This is a genomic window from Bradyrhizobium sp. AS23.2 (assembly GCF_001908185.1).
In the GTDB taxonomy this organism is placed as follows: domain Bacteria; phylum Pseudomonadota; class Alphaproteobacteria; order Rhizobiales; family Xanthobacteraceae; genus Bradyrhizobium.
In genome coordinates this window covers 19,715-43,807 of sequence record NZ_LGHM01000040.1, presented here as the reverse complement: position 1 = coordinate 43,807, position 24,093 = coordinate 19,715, and the positions used below count along the sequence as shown (strand labels likewise).

Below are 24,093 nucleotides of genomic sequence, written 5' to 3'. Positions count from 1 at the left end.
GCCAATCAGCTCACTGAAGCCTGTGGCTGGGAGCAAATCCCTCGTTACTTAATCAGGGACCGCGATCGAGCTTATGGCGAGATTTTTGTCCGCCGGGTGCGGTCGATCGGCATTCGAGACGCCCGACGTCTTTCCGCTCACCCTGGCAAAACGGCTACGCAGAACGGTTGATCGGTTCAATCCGAAGGGAATGCATTGATCATGTCGTAGTCTTCGGCGAACGCCAAGATTTACGGAAGGGATCCATCGCGCCCGCGAAAAACGCGGTCGGCCTCTCCGATTCGCTTTTCCGTGAGGCGAAAATAATGCAGCGGATCGGCAAACCCCATCCGCGATTTCCTAGCTGAGCCCATTTGTTGTAGTCGGCGACCTGTCACTGGTTATAAGCTAGGCCGTTGATCGAACTAGATCCGCCGAGCGTGCCACCTTGCGTGGTAGTGATGCTTCGGCCCTGAATCAATTGGGATGGCTCCATTTTGAATTGCCAAGTGTAGTTCGGATTGAACAGCGTCTTGATGTAGCCTGCAGGCAAATGGATGCTGGCGAACTTGCGCGTTCTAGGCGGCTGAAGTCCACCTTGAGGCGTTCTCGTTTGGGAAAGAGGGGGCGCGGTTCGTATTTAGCTCAGGAACATAGGAATCGAGCGCGGAATGGCTCGCAGACGCGAAACGTGCCCGACGGTCGTCAGGCTTTGAATGCCTGTCACGTCGGAACGAATCCCTTCGCGAAAGGAGATGGCCCTATAACAAAATACGTCTTCCCGTTTCACCTAGAACATGATGCTTCTGATCTAAAGCGACTGGTGCTAGCTGCAGACCTTGTGGGGAAGATCAACGGCGGAAGAGACGGCCGTAGTCCGACCTTGTTTGCGACACGTTGCGACGAACGAAAGCGTTCGCAAGAAACATGAAATCGGGAGAGCGCAAATGGGGCCGCGGACGGGCTCAACTCAGGTTACGCAGGAGCAGATCGTCCTTGCACTGTCCGTCCTGTTGTTCGTTGCCTTCTCAGTCACGTTGAAGGGCTTTTTCGCGCCTGGCAATCTGTTGGCTCTGGTACAGAACGTCTCGATCCTCGGCATACTTGGACTCGGAATGGCCATCGCGATCATTGGTCGCGGTATCGATCTGGCGATTGTTACGACCATGACGATGATGACCGCCTGGGTCCTGAGTCTGGCGGGGCATGGCACACCACCTCTGACTGCAGCCGCTGCGGGCTTTTGCCTCTCCGCAGTGATCGGTATCGTTCTTGGCGTCCTCATCGCTTACGTCGAGATTCCCGCCATTTTTGCCACGCTTGCTATGGCAAGCGTGATTTATGGCTTCAGTCGAATGGTCCTCGTTGGCGAAGATCTCGTTTACGTCCCCCCCAGTGCGAGCTGGACCAGAGTGGCGGGCAATGCCGTCACACTGGGCGTGCCCAACAATGTGGTCTTCTTTTTGAGTTTCGCTGCGCTCGTCGCCGCCTTCTTTCGCTTCACAAAGCCTGGGCGATTTCTGCTCTCGATGGGAGACAACCCCTTTCGAGCTCGTATCGTAGGGATACCTGTCAGGCCGATGATCGTACTGCAATACGTCGCGTCGTCTCTTACGGGGTTCGCTGCGGGATTGATCATGGCGATGCTGATCGGAAGCATGAACACGCGTCAGGTCAATTCCACGATGGTTTATGACGTCATTCTCGTGGTCGTTCTTGGCGGTGTTGGGTTGAGTGGCGGCCGCGGTGGGGTTCGGAACGTTCTAGTCGGGACTTTGCTGATCGGAATCCTCTTGAACGGGATGACGATCATGGACGTTCCGTACATCCTTCAAAACCTCATCAAGGGGCTGATCCTTTTGGTCGCAATAATCGTGGATTCGTTTGTGAACCCCCGCGATGAACAGACGTCACAACAAGGCGACATCTAAGGAAGGGAATAAGTATGAGCACTATGATAAAGAGGGTTGCGACGATTGCGGCAATTCTTGCGTCCGTAGGTGGTCTTGCGGGGGCGGGAGCTCGAGCGGCGGAATATGATGACGGTCTGACCGTGAAGTTTCAAGAAACGGTCAAGGGGAAGAAGGTCGTGCTCATCGTCATTTCCTCGGGCATGGACATCGCGCAAGGTCTTGCCGCCGGACTTACCCGACAAGCCCAAGATCTAGGTTATGAGCTCTCAGTTCGGGACTACAACTGGAACAATGATCAGGGAGCGCAGGCAATCAGCCAGGCGATTTCCGAGAAGCCGGATGTCCTCGTCGTTCAAAATCTTGACATGCAGGCCTACGCGTCTCTGTTCAAGAGAGCCATCAAGGAAGGCGTGAAGACCATCCAAGTGCAGGTTAAGTCGACGGTAAATACTGACGCCTACGTCGGCGTCGACTGGTACCAGATTGCACATAAGAACATCTCCAAGCTGGTCAGCCTCTGTAGCCCCAAAGCCGGCAAGAGCGGCAAGATCGCCATCCTTCAAGGTACTCCTAACAACCCGACCAACTTCGTGGGAATGAAGGCCGTTGAGGACGTCCTTGCAGAGCACCCGGAAATAACGGCGGTATCGAAAGCGTCGGCCGATTGGGATGCCAGCAAGGCGCATGGCGTGGTCGCCACTGTGCTCAAGCAGACGCCGGATCTCTGCGGTTATATGGGCTTCTGGGACGGCCAGGACGCAGGCATGGCCGCGGCCGTCGCCGAGGCGGGGCTGAAGGGCAAAGTTTTCGTGACGAGCTCGGGTGCCGGCGAGAAGTCCACCTGTGACAAGGTTACCGACGGTAGCTTCGACAACTATGTCGCCTACAATATCCCCCTGGTCACTCGCGAGCTTGGCGCTGCGGTTGCTGTGGCCCTGCAGCAGAACACCAAGGCCGGAGCGTATCCCTATGCGAACTATGTACCTGGACGGGAACTGACCAAGGCAACTTTTTCGCCCGATCAGTGCTGGAGCCTCGAACAGCTCAAGCAGACGCCCTGGAAATAGTGCCAGCCCGCCTTAACGGCTTGTCGCAAGTTTGCTTCGGAAGGACGGCCAAGCCGTCCTTCCTTAGGCGCTCTAGCGGCATCTTTGCTCCAGCAATCGCCTCTCCGAACATAAGAGCCTCCAAGCGTGAGAATGAACAGCTCCGATACCATTGCGAAGTGGCGATCTCGCTTTATTCCCGATCATGTTGTGGGCGAGATCCTCACAAAAGAATGGATAGACACGGCAATTCCCGTCGTCATGTTCATCGCATCCATCATTGCCTTTTCGCTCCTGCTTCCGCACTTCCTGTCGTTAGGTGGGATCGTCGAACTGCTCCGTCAGATGGGCGAGTTGACTTTCGTGACTATGGGAATGGCGATTGTCATTATGGCCGGTGGCATCGATCTCAGCGTCGGCTCAGTCTTTGCGTTAGCGAACTTCCTCACTCTTGCCTGCGTCAACTATCTCGCCTGGCCGCCATATCTCGCGCTTCCTATTGTGATCGCTATCTGCGGTCTCTGTGGATTGGTGAACGGCGTCCTCGTAGGCTATCTGCGATTGCGCGCCTTCCTGACGACACTGGCCACGCTGATCATTGTCCGTGCGCTGGTCGACTATCTGCTCTTTCACTATGGATCCAAGGTAGTTGAATCATCGCCGGACTCCGAGTTTTGGGATTTTCTATCGTTTGGAACGGTGTTCGGCTTTCCATTCAACTATCTGGCTGCGATCGTGGCCGCCGTTGTTCTCCACGTCTTTCTTACTCGTATGCGGCTTGGTTGGCATATCAGGGCCGTCGGTGGTTCTCGGCGTTCGGCGCACAATGCCGGTATCAATGTTCGGCGGACGGTGTGTCTATCCTATATCGTCTCTGCTTTGCTTACCGGGATTGCCGGAGTTCTTTACGCCGCACGGCTCAATAACGCCGGCACCGAGGCTGGGGTCGGCTTGGAAGTGGTTGCACTCACCGCCGCGGTTCTTGGAGGGAACAGCCTCGGCGGTGGCCGTGGCTCGATCCCCAAAGCAGCGTTGGGCGCATTCATCGTTGCGCTCTTTACCAACTCGCTGCTCCGTTTCACGCTGCCAAGTGGCGCCAATCCCTTGGCCATAGGCTTGATCTTGCTCCTGGCCGTCGCGACCGACGTCCGCTGGCTCAAGAACCGCCATAAGCTGCTCTCGCGAGTCTATGTGTCTCCAGCTTACTTCGAACCGCCGCCACTGCTCTCGACCGCCCCCGACTCGGGAACACCTTATGCAGTCAATAACAAGCTCCAAGATGCAGAACCAATCGGTCTAGACCAGGTCGATGGCGCGGAAGACATTGCGTTTGACGCCGATGACAATCTCTACACGGGTAGCCGACACGGTGACATCCTGCGATTCGAGGCTCCCGACTATGCTAGCGTAGAAGTATTCGCGCATATCGGCGGGCAACCATTGGGCCTGCATTTCGACGGGGATGGGTCCCTGTTCGCCTGCGTAAGCGGAATGGGTTTGTACAAGATTACCCGCGATCGTGAGATCATCCGGCTGTCTGACGAAACAAATAGAACGTTGCTTTCGATCGTCGACGACAGCCGTATGCGGTTTGCAGACGACATGGATTTCGCGCCGGATGGGCGCGTGTTCTTCAGCGAAGCCACGATTCGTTACGACATCTTCGATTGGGCGACGGACTCGCTGGAAGCGCGGGGCAACGGCCGCATCATTTGCTGGGACCCGCGAACGAACGCGTCGCGTACGGTCTTGCCCAAGCGGATGTTTCCGAACGGAATTTGCATGATCGGCGACAACGAATCCCTGCTGTTCGCAGAGACATGGGCGGCGCGGATCAATCGCTATTGGTTCGACGGGCCGCACAAAGGAAAAGTTGAGTGCGTGATTCCGGACATGCCCGGATATCCCGACAACATTAGGCGCTCCTCAGACGGCAATTTTTGGGTTGCGATGCTTGGCATGCGTACTCCCGCGCTGGATCTCGCGATGAAGATGCCTGGGTTCCGTCGCCGCATGGCGCAGCGCGTGGCATTCGAGGAGTGGATCTACCCAAACATCAATACCGGCGGCGTAGTCAAGTTCGACGCAAACGGCAACGTGCTGGAATCTCTTTGGGACGCCAGCGGTGACAAATATCCCATGATCACGTCGATGCGCGAGCACAAAGGGTATCTCTATTTGGCCGGAGTCTACAATAATAGGATCGGTCGCTACAGAATTCCCGGCGCGGATCCGAGTTTCAATGATCGTCATCTATATTGGGACAAGCGAAAGTGATGAACGCGATTCGCAACATGCTCGATTCCTTTTGGGGACGGGGTGATGCCTCCATCACTATTCCCTCGATGGACGGCGCTCTCCGGCCAAACGATTTGCTCGACCAAGCGATCGAAGTTCAGGTTGTCCAGCAACCGGACAATCTTACGGAATATCAGGGAGGGTTGCTCTATTCGAGCGGCAACAAGATCTTCCAGATGAACATGGAAGCCTCAGCAGAAACGCCGCCCCGATATGAAATGCCCAACGACGTGAGCTGCCTTGCGTCTCATCCGTCAGGAATACTTGCCATTGGTACGACAGCCGGCATCCTTCTGCGGGGCAGTAAGCACGAAGGAACGACCATATCGCGACTAAGTGGGCGTCCGCTGGCGTGTCCAACGGCTCTCGTCTTTGATGGCGACAATTCGCTGATCGTCTGCATAGGTTCTGATCGCCTCTCTCCTGGGGAGTGGAAGCGCGATCTGATGGAGCAGGGCCGCTCGGGCTCGGTCTGGAGGATCGATCTCGTCGGAGGTGAGAGTACCTGTCTCGTTCACGGTCTTGGGTTTCCCTATGGTGTACAGCTCGTCGGCTCGGGAGCCCTTCGGGTCTCGGAGTCGTGGAGCCATCGCATCATCCAGTTTCGACCTGGCGAGCGGCCCCGCCCGGTCCTGGCAGATCTTCCGGGTTATCCCTCGCGGATAGCACCAGCGACCGATGGCGGAAGTTGGGTCTCAGTGTTTGCCCCGCGCCGTCAGATGGTGGAATTCGTGCTGCGTGAGCGAGACTACCGTGAGCGGATGCTCCGGGAAGTCCATTCCGATTATTGGATGGCTCCTGCGTTGAGCAGTGGCGGGAGCTTTCTTGAGCCTATCCAGGGTGGCACCGTAAAACATCTCGGCATCAGGAAGCCGTGGGCGCCGACCCGATCCTATGGCCTCCTTGTCAAGCTGGATGCGTCTGGCACTCCTGTCGCAAGCCTGCACAGCCGCGCCGACGGAAAGCGCCACGGCGTCACGAGTTGCTTGGAAATCGGCGGAAAGCTGGCGTTTACAAGCAAGGGAGGAGGGGTCATCGCTTGCGCCGATTTGAACCTATTGAAGGACGAGGACGAATGACGGTGGACTCCCTCATCCAGATGCTGCAGGTGACAAAGGAGTACCGTGGTGTGCCGGTGCTCAAGCGCGTGGATTTCACGTTGATGAAAGGCGAGGTTCATGCGCTGCTGGGCGAAAACGGGGCAGGTAAATCGACGCTGACGAAGATCATGGCGGGCGTCACTGAGCGAACCTCGGGCAAGATGCTCATGGGCGGTCGCGAGGTGTCATTTTCCTCGCCTGCGGCAGCCCTTGCTAACGGCGTGGCCATGGTTTTCCAGGAGACAAGCCTGGTGCCGTCGATGAGCGTTGCCCAGAACCTTTACCTTGGCGATGAGAAACTCTTTAACCGGTTGCGGGGATTGTACATTGCGGCTCAGCAGTTTCTGCAATCGCTAAACTTCAATGTTGATCCGTGGGCTACGGTTTCAAGTCTGGGGGCGGCGAAGCGCCAGATGGTCGAGATTGCACGAGCCGTCCGGCACGAGGCTAAGGTGATCATCTTCGATGAGCCGACGGCATCGTTGACCCCAGAAGAGAAGCATCACTTCTTTGGATTAATACAACGCCTCAAGAGGCGCAACGTATCCATCATATTCATCAGCCATGCGCTAGAAGAAGCGCTCGCCGTCGCCGATCGCATCACGATCCTGCGTGATGGTGAGCTTGTCGCAACTGATAGAACATCCAAATTCAACCGCGAATCGATCATCCAAGCCATGGTCGGACGGCAGCTTTCGGGTGAACTCTATAGCAGGAAAGAGCGGAAGATCCGCAAGGCGGGCGCAAAGATACTGAGCGTGCAGAATCTCTCCATGGGGGCGATGGTTCGCAACAACAGCTTTTCAGTCTACCGGGGACAGATCACCGGCGTATTCGGCCTCATCGGCTCTGGCAGGACTGAAACAGCGAAGATCATCGCCGGCATTTACAAACGCAATTACTTCTACGGCGGAGAGGTATGGTTCGAGGGATCTCCGGTCCGGTACAGGGTTCCGCGACTAGCGGTTCGCGACGGCATCGTCTACGTGACCGAGGATCGCAAAGTCGAGGGCTTCTTCGAGACGCAGACGATCGCCGAAAACATATTCATGGGCGTTCTCGGCGCGAATATCGACAAGAGTGTCATTGTCGGCGTCAGCCAGATGAAGGCTCTTGCTGACCAGTGGATACGAGGATTGAGCATCCGCGCGACTGACGGAAACGCGCGCGTGATCGAATTGTCGGGCGGTAATCAGCAGAAGGTCGTCATCGCAAGCTCGCTGGTACAGCGGCCAAGGCTTATAATTTTCGACGAACCCACACGAGGCGTCGATGTCGGTGCCATCGCCGAGATCCACCAAGTAATCAACGAGCTTGCGGATGACGGCCTCGCTGTGATGGTTATCTCATCCTATCTACCGGAGATACTGAACCTGTCCGATCGGATACTGGTGTCGCGATTGGGCAGAATTGTCGAAGAGTTTTCACCGAAGCAGGCGACGGAAGCCAAAATTATGTACGCGGCAGTTCACTGACTGTGTGCGGACCATTCCAGCTCGGATCTACTGGAAACGACGATGTAGTCTTTTGCGATCCTGCGCGGCCTCGGTGAAAAGAGTTATCTGACGCCGAGCGCTTCGAATTGATCGATCTCGGCATTATCGTATCCGCAATCGCGCAGTATCTCGGCCGTGTGCTCTCCCAGTCGCCGGCGGAGGTGAGGCGTAGATCGAATTGCTTGCCCTCGAAGCGGAACGGAGATGCAATGATTTTGATTTGCTCGCTCTCGAGGGATACCATCAGGACGGCAGTTTGGCTCGCGACCTGTGGATCGGCAAAGGCTTGATCCATATCGTGAAGTGGTCCGCAAGGCACACCAGCCCTATTCAATCTCGCTATCCAGTGGTCCTTCCTCTGACTGCGCATCGTCGCTTCAAGAATGGAATTGATCTCCGCACGGCCCGGCAACGCGCTTCTCGTTAAGAGAGAAGCGTGGATCATCCCGGAGCTATTGGAGGCCGAGTTCTTCCCTTAGCGGGGTTTGATACGCTTGGGGTAGTCTAGGATCGCAATCACCAAACGGCGGCGGCACGCGCGTTTCTGAAAGCATTGAAATCCGCCCAAGGGGACGGCTTTCTAGGAAAGCGAAGTTTACGTTGACACGGGGCATAGCTGAACGCGCCGACATAAGCGAGGCCGGGATCCTACGAGAGTTGAGCGGAAGACCAGTTATAGAAGATCAACTTGATCTGATGTAACTTCTTACTGAGTGTGATTTAGGACGACAGTTTTTGTCGCTGAGAACTCATACAAGGCTTCGAGCCCTTTCTCGCGACCATGACCGGACTTCTTGAAGCCGCCGAATGGCAACTCCACGCCTCCGCCCGCACCGTATCCATTGATATAGACCTGACCGGAACGGAGTTGACGCGCTGTGCGCATCGCGCGACCGACATCCTTCGTCCAAACGGCGGCCGCCAATCCATATGAAGTATCGTTGGCCAGAGCGATTGCGTCTGCTTCATTTACGAATGGCAGTAGAGAAAGCACGGGGCCAAACACTTCTTTCTTGGCAATTGCGTTCTCTCGAGGAACCGGACCGAGGAGAGTAGGGCGTACGAAATATCCCTGCTCAGAACTTCCATTAGCGATCTTTCCCTGGGCGATCAGCGGCACGCCTTCGTTGACGGCTTGGTCGACCATGGAAAGGACCCGTCTGTGCTGCTTGGCGTTGATCAAGGGGCCTAGATCGCAGTCGATATCGTGAGGTCCGGCTGAAAGCTTCCGGAAATGAGCGCCGAACAATTGGCTGACCTCGTCGATGACATTGGCATGAACCAGCAATCGGCTGCCCGCTACGCAGGTCTGTCCAGAGTTCACGATGATCGAGTTGGTGATCACGGGTAGTGCGGCTGCAAAGTCCGCGTCGTCAAACACGATATGCGGGGACTTTCCGCCAAGCTCAAGTGTGACCCCGACGTGATTCTTCGCCGCGGCCTGCTGAACGAGCGCGCCCACTTCCGGCGATCCCGTGAAACTAATGAAATCTATCGCGGGATGGGCAGACAATGCGGCGCCTGCCTCGTGGCCATATCCCGTAACCACGTTCAGCGCTCCTTCGGGCAATCCGGCCTCTATCGCCAGTTCGGCGAGACGGAGGACCGTCAGGCAAGCGTCTTCTGCGGGCTTCAACACGACGGTATTCCCCATGGCCAGGGCGGGGCTGACGACGCGGCCGAACATCTGGGTCGGCGAGTTCCACGGCAGAATGCCTGCTACTACGCCCAGCGGCTCTCGGAGCGTAAAGGCCGTCAGGCCGGTTGGAAGAGGGATGACATCTCCCCCGATCTTGTCAGCGGCCCCGGCGTAGAATTCAAAGTAGCGGGCTAGAACCGTCAGGTCCGAATTGGTGGAAGCATATATCTTCCCCACATCCTTGGCTTCCAAGCGAGCCAAGTCCTCTCGATAGCGTAGGATCAAGTCCGACATCCTCGCCAAGACCCTGCCGCGATCCGTGGCGGACGTTCTCGGCCAGGGCCCGATATCGAAGGCTAGACGAGTTGCACGGACGGCAGCATCCACGTCCTCAATCCCGCTTCGTGCGATTGTCGCGAAGATCTGACCATCGGACGGACATACGACGTCGATGGTGCGCCCATCCAAAGCTGGACATCGCTTTCCGGCGATCAGGTTCGCGTGGTGTTCCATCGTCGGTTGTTCTGCCTTCGTCGCGCTTCCGCCGGACATGGGTTCCTCCTAATGCAATCTGCGTCTTGCCTTTTATGATTGATGTTTTGTCAGGCGAAATAGCAAATAGGTAGGTGGCTATAAGTATTCACGATTAGACAGGCGGGCCACCCGGAGCGTGGTCTCACGGTGGGCCTCTAGCTTTTTGTTATCGTCCTATATCCGTTTTCTATGATGGAAAATGAGGCCAACAGGCTATAGCTGCCAGCACAGAGCATAGAATAATCATGGAGGGGGCGATGCATCGGAGGCTTCTAGCCGGTTTGCTGCTGGCCAGCGCGATGTTGGGTGCGGCGCACGCCGATGAAAAGACCGTCAGGATTGGCGTCCTCAACGATCAGACCGGCATGGCCGCCGATCTGGCCGGTCCTGGTACAGTGGTGGCGGTCAAGCTTGCGGTTGAAGACTTCGGCTCATCAGTCCTTGGCAAGCCGATAGAGGTCGTTATTGCCGATCACCAAAATAAGCCGGATACGGCGGCTCAAATCGCTTCGGCATGGTATGACGTCAAGGGCGTCGACATGATCATCGATCTACCCAATTCCTCGACGGCATTGGCTGCGTTCGAGGTCGCGAAGGCACGCAAGAAAGTTGTCATTGCGACGGCGGCAATCTCATCGCTACTTGCGGGCGAGAAGTGCATAGACACTGGCTTCCAGTTCACGACCGACACCTATTCCTTGGCGCGCGGTGTCGCGAAGGGAATCGTCAGCAATGGTGGTAAGGATTGGTTCTTCATCACAGCCGATTATGCATTCGGTAACTCACTCGACAAGGATGCCAGCGACGCCGTTAGGGAAGCGGGAGGAAAAGTGCTGGGCAGGGTCCGCCATCCGTTCGGAGTCGCAGATTTCTCGTCGTATCTCGTTACGGCGCAATCTTCGGGCGCCAAGGTGATCGGGCTTGCCAATGGCGCCGGTGACCTTGTCAACTCGATGAAGCAAGGGAGCGAGTTTGGCATAGCGCAAGGGGGACAGCAGCTCGCAGCGTTTCTCGTCTACATTAGCGATGTGCACTCGATGGGCTTGGATATCGCCAAGGGAACTCGCTTCGTGGATACATTTTATTGGGACCAAAACGATGCAACCAGGGCATGGAGCAAGCGCTTTATGAATGCCTTTGGTGGAAGGGCTCCCACTCAAGTACATGCCGCCGCATATAGCGCCGTCACCCACTATCTCAAGGCCGTCAAAGCCGCAGGGTCAGTTGATGGTCCTGCCGTTGCTGCAAAAATGAGAGAAATTCCAGTCGATGATTTCTACACACATGGTGTGAAGATCCGGCCTGACAACAGGGTTGTGCGAGATCACTTTCTTTGGGAAGTGAAGGCGCCGGCGGAGTCCAAGTATCCATACGACTACTTCAAGCTAATCACTACGGTTCCGGGAGATCAGCTGGTAAAGCCCGTCGGCGAAAGCGATTGCCCGCTTGTGAAGAAGAGTTGAGCGTATCCATGTTGGTCACCATGCATTGAACAGATGGTTGAGAAGATCAGCGTGTGCGCGAACGGTATTCGTATGAATCTGTTGCGCGAAGGAGAAGGGCCCCCGCCCTTCTTGCTCCACGGCTGGCCGGAGTTTTCAGCCGTGTGGAGGCGGCTCATGCCGCTGCTAAGCAGCCGATATTCGGTGTTTACGCCGGCTTCAGGGGGCGAGATTCCGAACCAGGGGCCGTCCGACAAGGTAACGGCGGACGTCCTTGCAGACGATATTCGGGCATTGATCGAAGATCTCGCAATCAAGGAAACCCGTAGGGTTCGTGAGTCACGACGTTGAGGCTCAGGCCGCGCAAAGTTACACGCGGCGCTGGCCTAGGCGCGTGAGGAGGACCACTCCAAGAAATAAGCCGCCCGATCGCACGATGTATCAGTCATGATCATCGGAGGGGACCCTCAATTCCGCTGCAGAGTGCGATCGCCGCGTCTGTCTGGTCCTAGGTACCAAACTTCTGTCGGGTTCGCGGGTGGCCAGGGCTGGATCCAGCCGTACTCCCCTCCATGTGCCCGACTCGACCAAATCTTTAATCGTAAAGCTTAGGGTTTCTTCCGCAGCTTGCATGGCCCGGCTGCGCGGAGCGTCCTTGGAGCGACAGAGCGACAACGGTCGGCTGAGACTCGGTTCTATTGGACGACTAAAAAAGCTGCCGTAAACGCTCGACTCTGCCAGCGCCGATTGGGGAAGTATGACTCCAGCGAGACCTGTGGCCGCTATTCCACGCAGGGCAGGCAACGAATCGACATCGGCAATGACATCGAGTGTTAGGTTTTGCTGCTGGCAAGCCTGGTCGACGATCAACCTCATGGCGTGCGGCTTTCCAGGGACTGAGACTGGAAGAGTGGCGATTTCTCGAAGAGATATAGGACGACCGGCGTTCTCTGCGTCGCACGAAACCCAGAATAGATCCTCAGTCAGTAATGGCACTACCTCCAAACCCGCAGCCGGATCATCACGAAATTGAACTGCCAGATCAATCCTATTTTTCAGCAGCATTTCGAGCAGGTGGCCGGACAAGGACTCGACAATGCGCAGATGGACACCTGGAAAGCTACTGCGCATTCGCTGTAGGTAGGGTAGTGCGACCATGGTGGCCGCGGAGGTGGGCAAGCCTACCGAGACTTGGCCTACAAACTGCTCAGCATATCCCGAGGTCCTGATATTGGACTTTGCTTCCTCCACTTGCGCAAGGATAACTTGCGCTTGGCGATACAGGCGAAGGCCTGCTTCGGTTGGCGATACGCCGCGTCCGCTGCGTACGAGCAAGGGCCGGCCCAGCTCGGATTCGAGATTCGTGATCTGCTGGCTTAGGGCTGGCTGAGCGATGTTGAGCTGACCGCTTGCCTTTGAGAAGCTTCCAAAGTCGATGACTGATATCAAGTAGCGGAGCTGCCTAAGTTCCATCCGAATTCCTTGGGCGATCGTGGGCTGCAGAAAGGGATCAAACCTATTACCTCAGCTATAAGGCTTACAGATAGCCATATCGATCTTCAATATTTCATCCCGAGCAATGCTTGTGATCTTTCTGTTTCCCGATCGAAGTGGAAGCCACCAATCAACGCGAGATAAGGAAAGTTTATGCAACCAGAATTTGTCGTGGTGGGCGCAGGGTCGGCTGGATGCGTGGTTGCCGCCCGGCTTTCCGAGGCTGGCTTCGCTGTATGTCTTCTCGAAGCGGGTGGGCGGGACACGTATCCACTCATTCAAATTCCGGCGGGAGTAGGCCACCTCCTTTACAACAAGACCTACAACTGGATGTATGCGTCCGAGCCCGAAGAGGGGACATTCGGGCGGCCGATCCACACGCCGCGCGGCAAGGTTCTTGGAGGCAGCAGTTCGATCAACGGGATGCTCTATGTCCGAGGCAATCCGGCGGATTATGACGGCTGGGCTCAACTCGGATGCAGTGGCTGGAGCTACGAAGACGTCCTGCCCCTGTTCAGGCGTGCCGAAGCGTACCGCGGCGAAGGCGATCCTCACTATCGGGGTAAGTCAGGCCCCCTTAAGGTCGAAGACTATAGGACGATCCTTCCACTTACGCGCTTGTTCGTAAGCGCGGCTCAGGAAGCAGGGTTTGCATTCACCCCCGATCTCAACGGTGCGCAGCAGGAAGGCGTTGGCTATGCACAGATGACGCGTCGCGGTCGGTTTCGGGGCTCCACTTACCGAACTTACCTGCAGGACCCGGCAGCGCGCAGAAACGTGCACGTCATTCCAAAGGCGAATGTATCCGAACTCATCATCGAGAACGGAAAATGCGTCGGAGTTCGGTATTGCCAGGAAGCGCAGATGCGGGAAATTCGGGCGAGTAGGGAAGTTATACTCTCCGCCGGCGCAATCGGTTCGCCGCAGTTGCTGCAATTGTCGGGCATCGGAGACCCCGACCACTTGGCGTCTGTTGGAGTTTCAACTCGTGTCAAACTGCCCGGGGTCGGTCGCAATCTTTCCGATCATCTAACCGCAAGGTTGGTTTGTCGGCTTCGCAACGTGACCTCAATCAACGAACTCGCACGCGGTTGGCGTCTTGCCCGAGAGATTGTGAAGTTTGGGCTCTTCGGCAACGGAGCGCTGACCTTCGGCGTTACAAGCGCCATGGTATTCTGCAAGAGTCGGGAAGGTCTGCAGAGCCCGGATTTGCAGCTTCTGTTTACGCCAGCAAGTTACATCTTCGGAAAAGCCCTCGTTCTGGAAGAGACACCGGGAATGACGGTGGCTGTCTGCCCCACGCGCCCGGGGAGCCGCGGATCCGTTATGATCGCTACTGCCGATCCTATGGCGCCGCCAAAGATACGCTATGGCTATTTGACGGATAGGGACGACATTCGGGTCATGACGGCGGGACTTGAGCACGCCAGAAGGATTTTCTCTGCGCCGTCTTTCTCCAACTACATAGTGGAGGAAACGCGTCCCGGTCGAAATGTCACGACCGATGCGCAAATCGAGGAATTTATAAGGCGGGAAGGGGCATCGCTCTATCATCCGGTTGGGACGTGCAAGATGGGGATCGATGACATGGCGGTTGTTGATCCGAAGCTCAGAGTTCGCGGCTTGGACGGACTGAGAGTGGTCGATGCTTCCATCATGCCGGTCCTAACGACCGGCAACACCAATGCACCTACGATCATGATCGGAGAAAAGGCTTCCGACATGATCATAGATGACGCACGCCGCGCCGCATAGTCACTCACGCGCGAACAGCGCTCGGAGCCGTGATCGCATCTGAGCGTTTTTTTTTGTCAGGCGGTCCTTGCCTCGGCTTGAAGCGTTCCACTGCACATGCTCGTTCGCTTTCCGCAGCGCAAGGTTTTTGCAATAGCCCACTCACCAGATGCTATTTCTCTGAATTCCCGATTTGCTCTATCAACTTTGCGGCTGCAGATGGAGGAATTCGGGTGATACAAGCTTACGCACGGGACAAGAAGTGTCCGCTGGACGGAGTGCGCGTACTCGATCTTTCTCGCCTCGTTGCCGGAAACATGCTGACTCATGTGCTGGCCGATCTCGGCGCAGATGTTGTGAAGGTGGAGCCGCCCGAAGGGGACTCTCTTCGCGCCTGGAAATCGAACGGCATCTCGGTTCAGTGGAAGGTTTACGCGCGCAACAAACGCAGCATCGTTATTGATCTTAAGAAAGACGAAGATCGAGGTATTTTTCGCCGATTGGTGGCGAGTTCTCAAATACTGGTCGAGAATTTCAGGCCAGGTGTGCTCGATCGATTGGGTTTCGGTCTGAGCGAACTGCACAAGGTTCAGCCGAAGCTGGTCGTCTTGCGTATCAGTGGCTGGGGAATGACAGGACCTTATCGTGACAAACCGGGCTTTGGTACACTGGTCGAAGCCGCCTCCGGATTTGCCTTCAAGAATGGCTTTCCAGATCGCGAACCCCTCCTTCCCAATCTGGGTTTGGCGGATTCGATCGCCGGCCTCTACGGAGCCACAGCAGCACTCGTCGCGCTAAGGGAGGCCGAAGTCGGTTCCGGGAAAGGACAAGAAATCGATCTCTCCTTGCTTGAGCCGATCATCTCAGTTCTCGGCGCCGACCAAGCCGTATTCAGGGCCACAGGAACGGTGCCGGGGCGTACCGGTAACCGCACGGCTCTGTCCGCACCGAGAAACATCTATATAACGAGCGACGGCAAATATGTAGCACTATCGGCATCCACACCGGAAATGGCGTTTCGGCTATTCCGAGCGATTGATCGGCCTGAACTCTGTAGTGACCCGCGCTTCATGACCAATGAGAAGCGCGTCGACAATGTTGAGCAGCTTGACGAAATCATCGGGACCTTCATTGCAGCGCGGACGCTCGCGCAAAACCTCGCCCACTTCGAAGCGGCAGAGGTGACAGTGGGGCCGATTTACGATGCGGCATCTCTTATGGAAGATCCGCATGTGAAGGCGCGAGGGACGTTCGTCGAAATGGAAGATAAGGAGACGGGCTCCTTGCCCATGCATTCGGTGGTAGCTCGCCTGAGCGCGACTCCCGGTGCAATCAGACGCCCGGCGCCGATGCTCGACGAACACAGAGCAGAAATCTTGCGTGAGCTAAACCGAGAGAGGGGCGGCGTATCATCTGTATAGGCCAAGCCATCCATTTGCTCCGGCGTTCAAAGAGTGCAGTGACAGACACCCATGATTGATTTTCGCGCTATCCGTTCCTGGCTGTTTGTGCCTGGCGACTCAGAACGCAAATTGGCCAAGTGCTTGTCGTGTTCGGCTGATGCAATAATCATCGATCTGGAAGATTCGGTCACAGCGGAGAACAAGCTAAACGCGCGTGCGACGGCAGCCAGTGCCATTCGACGAGCGAGGGAATCCGGCGTTTCCAGTGCCATCGTCATCCGAACGAATGCGCTGCAGACAGGGCTCATTGAGGACGACATAGCCGGCACGATCAAGGCGGCTCCCGACGGCTATGTCGTGCCGAAGATTACGGCGGCATCTGACCTGCAAAAGGTGGCCTCAATGTTGAGTGGTGTCGAATCTGGAGCTCGGACCACTTCCCTCATCCCGATAGCCACTGAGATGCCGGAGGCAGTGTTCAGACTACCCGAAATCGCAGGGGCCCACGAACGGGTACGCGGCATTTTTTGGGGGATGGAGGATCTCGGTACGGAACTGGGATCGCGCCGGACGCGTCGTCCTGACGGTGAAATTCTGGAAGTGTTCAAGACAGTCCGGTCGCTTGCCCTCTTTGCCGCCGCTTCCGCCGGAATCGCCTGTGTTGACACACCCTTCGTCGACATATCCAACAGCGAAGGCCTCATCAAGGAAGCTATCGAAGCAAGCTGGATGGGGTTCTCCGGAAAACTTGCAATCCATCCATCTCAAGTGGACGAAATCAATTCCGCATTCTCCCCCACGATTGAAGAGATCGAAGAAGCTCGTTGCATATTGCAGATGTCTCAGGATGGCGGTGGGGCTGCGTTTCGATACAACGGGCGCATGATCGATACGCCTCATCTAGCCGCGGCAAAAAGGCTTTTGGCGCGGGCCAGCCACAGGGGATCCGCTTAGGCGACATTAGCCGACTGCAAGGGGATCTGCCGAGACAGCTCGCATCAAGGCGCGTAGCGAAAAGGTGGTACGGAAGTGACAGATGCCCCTTATTCGATAGAGCCGCTCGCGAAGAAAACGTTCGTAATCGGCGGTGCCGGCCACGGCAACCTTGACTAGGTAGTCATATTCGCCGGTCACGGGTGCGCCTCCAGTACTTCCGGAATTTTAGCCAGCTCGCTACCAAACTGCTGAAGAACGCACTCGTCATGCCGCTGAAGTGTAGCCTCGATGAAAACGATATCATTCAAGCCGAGTGCGGCTTGTTGATGATCGCGTGTAGCGCTCGATCGTTCCGTTTGCTTCCATGTCAATTGGCGTTCAAATTTGCCCCCTCATCGGCGTCCAATTCTGCCCCCTTTGAGCGGCGGGGTTTTCTGGTAGCGCTCGTCTCGTTGGAGCTGGCCGGGATTGCGGAGGCGAGACGAGCGCGGGTTGCGTGATCGTCGTCGCGGCTTTTGAATCGCCAGACTGTCGTTGCCGGTCTCGACGATGTCGCAGTGGTGGATCAACCGGTTGAGCAGCGCGGTGGTCACCTCGGCATCGCCGAACACGCTGGGCCATTCTCCGAAGGCTGGATTGGTGGTGACGATGACCCAGGCGCGGTCGTTGAACCTGCTGACGTGGAGCGCCGCTGCGGCATTGAGCGTGGGGCGACTCGAAGGCGGCGGCTTTAGCGCGTTCTTGCTATGATTTCGGGACGGCGACCCGGCACGATCTGCCAAGCGCGCTAGCGCCCACGTACCGCCTGCTACAGTCGCTTCGTTTGCTGCCGGCGGCTGATGTCTGGAGCAGGGCACACGATCTGGCGGCCAAGCACAATGCGTCCGTTTCTAATCTCCACCTCCACGAGTTCGGCGTATCGCCCCATGCAAAGTAGGCTATTGCAGCAAGCTCCTGCCATCACTGAGTGTCACCACCTTGGCGCCGTCGCCGGGCTGCCACGCGAGGTCATCCACTGAAACCAATGAAAAGGCCCAGCGATCCGGGATCGCTGGGCTAGTGAGGGAGGAAACGCCCAAGTGGGCAGACACGACGAGCAAGCAGCATGTCGGACCGACCCTGATCGAACCGTGTCGGAGCTGATGTAGCACCCATCAAGCAAAATGCTAGCAGCGTTCGCGAACTTTCTTCATATGTGAAAAGCCGAGAAGGCGGTTTTCTGAACGCTGTCGATGGTCTTCAGGTCCCTCCGGAGAGTTTCGTCTCCCCGCAAACCGCTTTCAGAGATTTCACATACTTGAATTCTCAGCGATGGCTCTGCCGAACGCGGGAATCTATGGCAGGCTATCTCCGCGAGATGACATCATCGCTAGGGACCATCAAGAAAATGCGCACGTTGCACGGATGGCCATCATTTATGACCGGCTAAAGAACTGGCCGTTTCCGGAAATCACACAGACCTACACGTGGAAGGATACTTCATTTTACGCTCTCAGCGTAGGCATGGGATCTGATCCTTGCGCACGAGAGCAACTGAAGTTCATCTACGAGCCTTGGTTGCAGGCTATGCCGACCATGGCAAGTGTGCTCGCAAATCCTGGATTCTGGGTACGGCATCCTGACACGGGCATTGATTGGGCGAATTCGTTGCATGGCGAGCAGGACATAGTCCTGCACAGGACTCTGCCGCCCGAAGGCACAATCGTCGGCCAAATGCAAGTGGAGACGTTGGTGGATCGCGGCGCGGGCAAGGGCGCGATCATGACAACGCGCAATGACCTTCGGGATCGAGCAACAAACGACCTGATTGCTTCTGTCTATGCAACCGCGTTCATGCGGACCAACGGGGGGGTTCGGCGGCCCTCAGGGGCCGCGGTTGCCGCTCCTCGATCTGCCTTCTCGAATTCCTGATCTTGCGATCGACCTGCCGACCTTACCCCAGGCGGCTCTGTTCTACAGATTGAATGGGGACGATAATCCCCTTCATATCGAGCCAGCGGTTGCAACCGGTGCTGGATTCGAGCGCCCGATTCTGCATGGATTGTGCACTTATGGTATGGCCTGTCACGCGCTGCTGAAGGCCGTCTGCGATTACGATCCCGCTCGGATTGCTGGTCTTCGCGTACGCTTTTCTGCTCCGGTCTATCCCGGGGAAACGATAAGAACTGAGATTTGGCGATCATCACCCAAGGAGGTCTTGTTCCGCTGTCGGGTGATAGAGCGCGAAGTCATCGTGATCAACGCCGGACAGCTGCGGCTACGTTGAACCTCGATGCAGGCTCCCACAGCAGGGTGCCGAGATCCGGGATAGTGAACTCTCATCCTACTGCATGCGTGCGCTTGCGAAATACAAGTTGCCGGTGCGCTACACCGCGATTCACGGGTTTCCTTACGTTGATGGCCCCAACGACAGGAAAGTGCAGTGAGGCGAACTTAGGGCGATGGCAGAGCAGGCTCTTCAGTAAATGCAGCCGACTAGCCGGCACGGACGGCTTGATTCAAATTCAACAACGATTGGAGAAATTGATGACAGAAAATAAGGAGGCCGCGGAAAAGAAACTTATCCTTGTCGAGGTGCGCGAGGGCGTCGGCATCATTTCGCTAAACAGGCCGAAACGTCATAATGCTGAAAACGACGCGATGGGGGAGGCTTTTCGTCGGGTCAACCACGATCCATCGGTGCTTGCAGTGCTGCTTCGCGGTGAGGGGCCTTCGTTCTGCTCGGGGAAATCGCTCGCTGCCGTGAGATGACCGACAAGCCATTCGGTGTGAACCTCACGTTTCTCCCCACCTTCTCGACGCCACCTTATCCGGAATACATTGCCGCCATCGCCGAAGGTGGCGTGAAGATGGTCGAGACCGCCGGCCGCAGCCCGGAGCAATACTTGCCCGCGCTTAAGGCTGCCGGGATCAAGGTGATTCACAAATGCACATCGGTCCGCCACTCGCTAAGAGCCGAGCGCATTGGTTGCGACGCAGTGAGTGTCGACGGCTTTGAATGCGGCGGTCATCCGGGCGAAGACGATATTCCAAACATGATCTTGTTACCGCGCGCGGCGGACGAACTGAAGATTCCGTTTATTGCCTCGGGAGGCATGGCGGATGGCCGCAGCCTCGTCGCGGCATTGGCGCTGGGCGCCGCCGGCATGAACATGGGAACGCGCTTCATTGCGACTAGAGAGGCGCCGGTACATCAGAACGTGAAAGACGCACTCGTTGCGGCTACCGAGCTCGACACTGCGCTGATCATGCGTTCCCTACGCAACACGGAGCGCGTGTTGAAGAATGCGAGCGTGGAACGGGTGCGGCAGATCGAATGCGAGAAGAGAGACGAACTCAAGGTCGATGATATTTACGCCCAGGTGGCCGGGGTGTACCCGAAGATCATGGTCGACGGACAAATGGATGTGGGGGTCTGGAGCTGTGGATTGGTGACCGGCCTCATTCACGATGTCCCCAGCGTTAAGGAATTGATCGACCGCATCATGCTCCAAGCGGAAGACATCATGAGAAATCGTTTTGGCGGCTTTCTTGATACCGCCGGAGCCAGAAAAGTGGCTTGAGACAAATTGGTGCCGCGCTATTGTTGACGAGCTTTCCTCGGCTCGTATTCGGATCTTCGAAAGAGAGATCAGTCGGTCGTCCGGAGAGAAGGTGACGATCGGTAGACGTCACTTTTCGCTTGCGGTTGAGGGGCGCTTCCTCCCCCTCAACGATCGGGCGGTTCGTCGAAAGCCGTACGACGATCGCATTAACACGAGCGGCCGCACGGCCGCCGCCGTTACCCATCAATTTCCCGAGGCGTTAACGATCTGATCCCGCCGAAGCTTGAAAGCGCCACGGCGTCAAGCATTGTTATCGGCAAGGATAAGATCGGCGCCTTTTTCGGCAATTACATAGGTAGCAGCCATGGTGTTTGCGGAAGGCATAGAGGGCATGATTGAAGCGTCGATCACCCGGAGCCCAGCGACGCCATGAACCCGCAGCCGGTCGTCTACCACCGAGCGGGCGTCTTGTGCGGGTCCCATCCGGCAAGAGCCGATAAGGTGAAAGACGGTCGATCCCTTACTCTTTGCGAAATCGAGGATTTCGGCATCGGTATTGATCTCGACACCGGGACTTTCCCGACTATCGAAATAGGGCCTCAACGGCTCCGTCTCCAGAAGAGACCTGGCAAGCTTGATTCCGTTCACAATCACCCTTCGGTCGTTTTCGGCGCTCAGATAGTTCGGTTGAATTACCGGGTCTTCGCGAGCATTGGTGCTCCGAGCACGTACGTAGCCGACGCTTTCGGGCCGCTGCTGCCAGACACCGCACGTCATCCCATCAAAGCTGTCCAAAAGCCCGGCTACCCCCTCTCGGTAGCTGGCTGGAGTAAATGTCAGTTGCAGGTCGGTAGACGACAACGCGTCGTCCGACTTCCAGAACACATGGGCCAACGAAGGACTGACGGCCAGAACGCTGGGGAAACCGAACGCCCAGCGTAGAGCTTGCAGCGCGAGGGGAAATCCGGTGACCAAACGATTGATCGTTGCGACGTTCTTGACGCGTGCGACGACACGAATAGCCCAGTGATCGCGCAGGTTCTCGCCAACGCCTTCCAAGACATGAACCGGTGGGATTCCTAAGGATTTGAAGAGTTCGCTTGGACCAATTCCCGACAACTGCAGCAGCTTGGGACTATTGATAGCTCCTGCGGAAACAATCACCTCATTTCTGGCCATAAGCGTGCTTTGACTGCCGTCGGGTCGTTCCAAGGTTACGCCGACAGCGCGCCGCCCCTCGAAAACAATACGTGTAACTTGTGCATCGACTACCAAAGTGACGTTTGCACGCTTGCGCGCGTTAGACAGAAAAGTTCGGGCCGAACTCCACCGGCGTCCTCGATGGATCACGCGTTGATAATAGCCGACGCCCTCTTGGGAGCTGCCGTTATAGTCTGGGTTGTACGGTATTCCGATGCCTTGCGCGCCTCTGACGAACGCTTCGCAGAGCGGATGCCGCCAATCGATGTCAGTGACCGGAAGGGATCCATCACGTCCGCGATAAACGCTGTCGGCTTCTCCGATCCGCCTTTCCGTGCGACGAAAATACTGCAGCAGATCGGCATAGCTCCATCCGTGATTGCCTAACTGCGCCCAGTTATTGTAGTCGGCAGCTTGTCCCCGATTATATACTAAGCCGTTGATCGAACTGGATCCGCCGAGCGTGCGGCCTTGCGTGGTACTGATGCTGCGACCGTGGATCAAGTCGGATGGCTCTGTCTTGAACTGCCAGGTGTAGGCAGGGTTGAAGAGCGTTTTGATGTAACCTGCGGGCAGATGGATGTAGGGATAGTTGTCGCGTGGCCCTGCCTCGACGATACAGACCTTGTTGGCAGGGTTCTCCGAAAGACGGTCCGCCAGCAGGCATCCAGCCGTCCCGGCGCCCACGATCACATAGTCGAAACCTGCTCCAGCAGTCTCCATGCTCCCCCTCCTCGACACTGCGACGACTCGCTCCCGTATAGGTGTAGGACCGAGCGACGATAGGTAAAACTCATCTCTTTTCGTCACACAACAAGTTCCGAAATGCGACTTGCTGCCGAACGAAAGGGGGGCAATCGTCGCAGCGGGTCCGAGAGGCGATATGGTAGGCATGGTCAAAGCAACATTCATTGCGGGTGAAGAGAAGCCTTTTGACGGGCAAAGCGTCGAAAGCGCGGTGGCCTTGGCGGCGGGCAGCACCGCTACCACGCGGAAGACCAGCAGTGCCGATAGGGCGGCCGTTCTCGATAGGGTTTCTACCAGTTTGGCGCAGCGCGCCGATCTCATCGCCCAGTCACTTGAAGACGAAAGTGGGTACCTGACTCTTTTCGACATGCAGCTGGAGGTACAGCGCGCGATCGAGGTCTTCACCCTGACAGCGGCATTTGCCCGCACCGGAATGTCCGAGGCGCTCAACGTCGACGCCATTGACCGTGCGCGCGGCGCGTTCGGCTATGTCAAACGCGAACCGATCGGTCCGATCCTGGGAATTACGGCATACAACGGACCCTTGCTGATTCCGGCGCACAAGATCGCGCCGGCGATTGCGGCGGGGGCTCCGATCGTGATCAAGCCTGCTCCCCGAGTCCCTCGATCTGCGATCAGTCTGGCGCGACTTTTCGTCGAAGCAGGCTGGCCCAAGGAGGCAATTGCCGTTCTCGATGTTGACAACGAAACCACGGCGGCTCTCATCCGCGACCAGCGCCTGCCAGTCATTAGCTTCACCGGAGGCGAGTTCGGGTGGAAAATCAAGGACATGGTGCCGCGAAAGCGAGTTCATCTCGAGCTTGGCGGTGTAGGAGCTGTCTTCGTTGCGGCTGATGCAAACATTACACTGGCCGCTCGCGAGTGTGCGGCCGGCGGTTTTGTCAGGTCCGGCCAGTCGTGCATTTCCGTTCAGCGGATTTACGTGGAGCAGCAACGTTACGAGGAATTCGTGCGCGCTCTGAAGGAAAGCGTCATCGCCATGCAAGAAGGGGCAAGTGGCGGTGCGCCGATCGGCCCCATGGTCGATGAAAGCGCAGCTATCCGCGTCCAGAACCTAGTCGAGGACGCCGTACAGCGCGGTGGCTCCGTAGCCTGCGGTGGTAGGAGGACAGGTTCATATCTCGAGCCGACGCTCGTTGCCGGTGCCAGCGCCGATATGAGTTTGATGCGCATGGAAGCCTTCGGGCCGGTAGTCGCGGTAGCGACCGTCTCGTCGATCGACGAAGCGATCTCTGAGATCAACGCGGTCAGCGGCGCCATTCACCACGGCATTTATACGGCCAACATCGATGCCGCTTTTAGGTTCTGCGAAGAGGTGAATGCCGGTGGCGTTATCGTCAATGGGCCAAGCACGTGGCGGGTCGACCACATGCCTTACGGAGGCGTAGGCACGTCCGGATTCGGTCGAGAAGGTGTGCGCTTTGCGGTCGAGGAGTTTACCGAACCGAAAGTGATTATCGTGCGCAGATCGGTAAGGTAGTGTTGCAACCTACTGCCAAGGCAAGGGATCCAGAAACATTTTTCACGGATGCGAAATCCGGCTTGAAACCAAATTACATCGCTAGA

Annotated in this window: 19 protein-coding genes and 2 pseudogenes; 15 read left to right on the top strand and 6 right to left on the bottom strand. The window is 56.8% G+C overall.

The genetic code is table 11. The features are described from left to right. The first annotated feature begins 926 nt into the window (after window positions 1-926). The 5 genes from AC630_RS08945 to AC630_RS08925 all read left to right on the top strand — a co-directional run bounded on the left by AC630_RS08945 (window position 927) and on the right by AC630_RS08925 (window position 7,811). The gene (locus tag AC630_RS08945) at window positions 927-1,910 is read left to right on the top strand and encodes an ABC transporter permease (protein WP_074118100.1); all 984 of its coding nucleotides are present in this window, start codon (window positions 927-929) and stop codon (window positions 1,908-1,910) included. Between the two features lie 14 nt (window positions 1,911-1,924). Further along, window positions 1,925-2,959: a sugar ABC transporter substrate-binding protein gene (locus AC630_RS08940; RefSeq protein ID WP_083636163.1), complete on the top strand. Its 1,035-nt coding sequence runs from the start codon at window positions 1,925-1,927 to the stop codon at window positions 2,957-2,959. A gap of 132 nt (window positions 2,960-3,091) precedes the next feature. Beyond that, window positions 3,092-5,215 carry an ABC transporter permease gene (locus AC630_RS08935; protein WP_074118099.1) on the top strand — a complete coding sequence of 708 codons (2,124 nt, stop codon included), beginning with the start codon at window positions 3,092-3,094 and terminating at the stop codon, window positions 5,213-5,215. After that, window positions 5,215-6,315, top strand: coding sequence for an NHL repeat-containing protein (locus AC630_RS08930; protein WP_074118098.1), 1,101 nt, complete (start codon window positions 5,215-5,217; stop codon window positions 6,313-6,315). The genes AC630_RS08935 and AC630_RS08930 overlap by 1 nt, the downstream gene beginning before the upstream one ends. Next, window positions 6,312-7,811, top strand: a complete 1,500-nt coding sequence (locus AC630_RS08925) for a sugar ABC transporter ATP-binding protein (protein WP_074118097.1) — start codon at window positions 6,312-6,314, stop codon at window positions 7,809-7,811. Before AC630_RS08930 ends, AC630_RS08925 begins: the two co-directional genes overlap by 4 nt. On the opposite strand, the gene AC630_RS48255 is transcribed toward AC630_RS08925, so the two are convergent. Both AC630_RS48255 and AC630_RS08915 read right to left on the bottom strand, forming a co-directional pair. Continuing rightward, entirely contained in the window at window positions 7,789-8,277 is a 489-nt protein-coding gene (locus tag AC630_RS48255; RefSeq protein WP_074118096.1) for a CoA transferase, read from the bottom strand. The two genes, AC630_RS08925 and AC630_RS48255, sit on opposite strands and share 23 nt — an antisense overlap. 261 nt (window positions 8,278-8,538) lie before the next feature. Beyond that, window positions 8,539-9,984 (bottom strand): aldehyde dehydrogenase family protein, encoded by a 1,446-nt coding sequence (locus AC630_RS08915; protein WP_074118109.1) that lies wholly within the window; start codon window positions 9,982-9,984, stop codon window positions 8,539-8,541. 266 nt (window positions 9,985-10,250) lie between these two features. Between AC630_RS08915 and AC630_RS08910 the strand changes: the two genes are divergently transcribed. Next, entirely contained in the window at window positions 10,251-11,468 is a 1,218-nt protein-coding gene (locus tag AC630_RS08910; protein WP_245330315.1) for an ABC transporter substrate-binding protein, read from the top strand. Window positions 11,469-11,501: 33 nt separating this feature from the next. After that, window positions 11,502-11,798 (top strand): alpha/beta fold hydrolase, encoded by a 297-nt coding sequence (locus tag AC630_RS08905; protein WP_074118095.1) that lies wholly within the window; start codon window positions 11,502-11,504, stop codon window positions 11,796-11,798. Between the two features lie 90 nt (window positions 11,799-11,888). On the opposite strand, the gene AC630_RS08900 is transcribed toward AC630_RS08905, so the two are convergent. Next, a complete protein-coding gene (locus tag AC630_RS08900; protein ID WP_074118094.1) occupies window positions 11,889-12,920 on the bottom strand; it encodes a LysR substrate-binding domain-containing protein in 1,032 nt (343 codons plus the stop codon). 174 nt (window positions 12,921-13,094) lie between these two features. Here AC630_RS08900 and AC630_RS08895 point away from each other — a divergent pair, with 174 nt between their 5' ends. The 3 genes from AC630_RS08895 (at window position 13,095) to AC630_RS08885 (ending at window position 17,032) form a co-directional block, all read left to right on the top strand. Continuing rightward, complete coding sequence (locus AC630_RS08895; RefSeq protein WP_074118093.1) at window positions 13,095-14,696, top strand: GMC family oxidoreductase; 1,602 nt, start codon at window positions 13,095-13,097, stop codon at window positions 14,694-14,696. 212 nt (window positions 14,697-14,908) lie between these two features. Then, complete coding sequence (locus AC630_RS08890) at window positions 14,909-16,096, top strand: CaiB/BaiF CoA transferase family protein (RefSeq protein ID WP_245330314.1); 1,188 nt, start codon at window positions 14,909-14,911, stop codon at window positions 16,094-16,096. A gap of 51 nt (window positions 16,097-16,147) precedes the next feature. After that, complete coding sequence (locus AC630_RS08885) at window positions 16,148-17,032, top strand: HpcH/HpaI aldolase/citrate lyase family protein (RefSeq protein WP_083636162.1); 885 nt, start codon at window positions 16,148-16,150, stop codon at window positions 17,030-17,032. Between the two features lie 6 nt (window positions 17,033-17,038). On the opposite strand, the gene AC630_RS46820 is transcribed toward AC630_RS08885, so the two are convergent. Further along, entirely contained in the window at window positions 17,039-17,212 is a 174-nt protein-coding gene (locus AC630_RS46820) for an Lrp/AsnC ligand binding domain-containing protein (RefSeq protein WP_245330313.1), read from the bottom strand. Between the two features lie 169 nt (window positions 17,213-17,381). Next, window positions 17,382-17,664: pseudogene (locus AC630_RS08875) on the bottom strand (ATP-binding protein); the annotation flags it as partial. A gap of 754 nt (window positions 17,665-18,418) precedes the next feature. Here AC630_RS08875 and AC630_RS46815 point away from each other — a divergent pair. The 4 genes and pseudogenes from AC630_RS46815 to AC630_RS08860 form a co-directional block, all read left to right on the top strand. Beyond that, the gene (locus AC630_RS46815) at window positions 18,419-18,925 is read left to right on the top strand and encodes a MaoC family protein (RefSeq protein WP_245330312.1); all 507 of its coding nucleotides are present in this window, start codon (window positions 18,419-18,421) and stop codon (window positions 18,923-18,925) included. Further along, complete coding sequence (locus tag AC630_RS46810) at window positions 18,891-19,280, top strand: MaoC family dehydratase (RefSeq protein WP_245330311.1); 390 nt, start codon at window positions 18,891-18,893, stop codon at window positions 19,278-19,280. The genes AC630_RS46815 and AC630_RS46810 overlap by 35 nt, the downstream gene beginning before the upstream one ends. A gap of 131 nt (window positions 19,281-19,411) precedes the next feature. Next, window positions 19,412-19,765, top strand: a complete 354-nt coding sequence (locus AC630_RS48020; protein ID WP_074118092.1) for an enoyl-CoA hydratase/isomerase family protein — start codon at window positions 19,412-19,414, stop codon at window positions 19,763-19,765. After that, a pseudogene (locus AC630_RS08860) lies at window positions 19,729-20,577 on the top strand (NAD(P)H-dependent flavin oxidoreductase); the annotation flags it as partial. The gene AC630_RS48020 and the pseudogene AC630_RS08860, both read left to right, overlap by 37 nt. Window positions 20,578-20,859: 282 nt before the next feature. On the opposite strand, the gene AC630_RS08855 reads toward AC630_RS08860, so the two are convergent. After that, window positions 20,860-22,482 (bottom strand): GMC family oxidoreductase, encoded by a 1,623-nt coding sequence (locus tag AC630_RS08855; RefSeq protein ID WP_074118105.1) that lies wholly within the window; start codon window positions 22,480-22,482, stop codon window positions 20,860-20,862. Between the two features lie 169 nt (window positions 22,483-22,651). Between AC630_RS08855 and AC630_RS08850 the strand changes: the two genes are divergently transcribed. After that, a complete protein-coding gene (locus tag AC630_RS08850) occupies window positions 22,652-24,007 on the top strand; it encodes an aldehyde dehydrogenase family protein (protein WP_074118104.1) in 1,356 nt (451 codons plus the stop codon). Window positions 24,008-24,093: the final 86 nt, after the last annotated feature.

What these genes read in the sequence shown, in the direction of transcription:
- AC630_RS08900 (WP_074118094.1), bottom strand. Translation starts at nt 12,920, where the DNA reads ATGGAACTTAGGCAGCTCCGCTACTTGATATCAGTCATCGACTTTGGA.
- AC630_RS08925 (WP_074118097.1), top strand. Translation starts at nt 6,312, where the DNA reads ATGACGGTGGACTCCCTCATCCAGATGCTGCAGGTGACAAAGGAGTAC.
- AC630_RS08935 (WP_074118099.1), top strand. Translation starts at nt 3,092, where the DNA reads ATGAACAGCTCCGATACCATTGCGAAGTGGCGATCTCGCTTTATTCCC.
- AC630_RS08940 (WP_083636163.1), top strand. Translation starts at nt 1,925, where the DNA reads ATGAGCACTATGATAAAGAGGGTTGCGACGATTGCGGCAATTCTTGCG.
- AC630_RS08885 (WP_083636162.1), top strand. Translation starts at nt 16,148, where the DNA reads ATGATTGATTTTCGCGCTATCCGTTCCTGGCTGTTTGTGCCTGGCGAC.
- AC630_RS08905 (WP_074118095.1), top strand. Translation starts at nt 11,502, where the DNA reads ATGGTTGAGAAGATCAGCGTGTGCGCGAACGGTATTCGTATGAATCTG.
- AC630_RS08910 (WP_245330315.1), top strand. Translation starts at nt 10,251, where the DNA reads ATGGAGGGGGCGATGCATCGGAGGCTTCTAGCCGGTTTGCTGCTGGCC.
- AC630_RS48255 (WP_074118096.1), bottom strand. Translation starts at nt 8,277, where the DNA reads ATGATCCACGCTTCTCTCTTAACGAGAAGCGCGTTGCCGGGCCGTGCG.
- AC630_RS46815 (WP_245330312.1), top strand. Translation starts at nt 18,419, where the DNA reads ATGGCCATCATTTATGACCGGCTAAAGAACTGGCCGTTTCCGGAAATC.
- AC630_RS48020 (WP_074118092.1), top strand. Translation starts at nt 19,412, where the DNA reads ATGGCCCCAACGACAGGAAAGTGCAGTGAGGCGAACTTAGGGCGATGG.
- AC630_RS08895 (WP_074118093.1), top strand. Translation starts at nt 13,095, where the DNA reads ATGCAACCAGAATTTGTCGTGGTGGGCGCAGGGTCGGCTGGATGCGTG.
- AC630_RS08930 (WP_074118098.1), top strand. Translation starts at nt 5,215, where the DNA reads ATGAACGCGATTCGCAACATGCTCGATTCCTTTTGGGGACGGGGTGAT.
- AC630_RS08855 (WP_074118105.1), bottom strand. Translation starts at nt 22,482, where the DNA reads ATGGAGACTGCTGGAGCAGGTTTCGACTATGTGATCGTGGGCGCCGGG.
- AC630_RS08945 (WP_074118100.1), top strand. Translation starts at nt 927, where the DNA reads ATGGGGCCGCGGACGGGCTCAACTCAGGTTACGCAGGAGCAGATCGTC.
- AC630_RS08915 (WP_074118109.1), bottom strand. Translation starts at nt 9,984, where the DNA reads ATGGAACACCACGCGAACCTGATCGCCGGAAAGCGATGTCCAGCTTTG.
- AC630_RS08850 (WP_074118104.1), top strand. Translation starts at nt 22,652, where the DNA reads ATGGTCAAAGCAACATTCATTGCGGGTGAAGAGAAGCCTTTTGACGGG.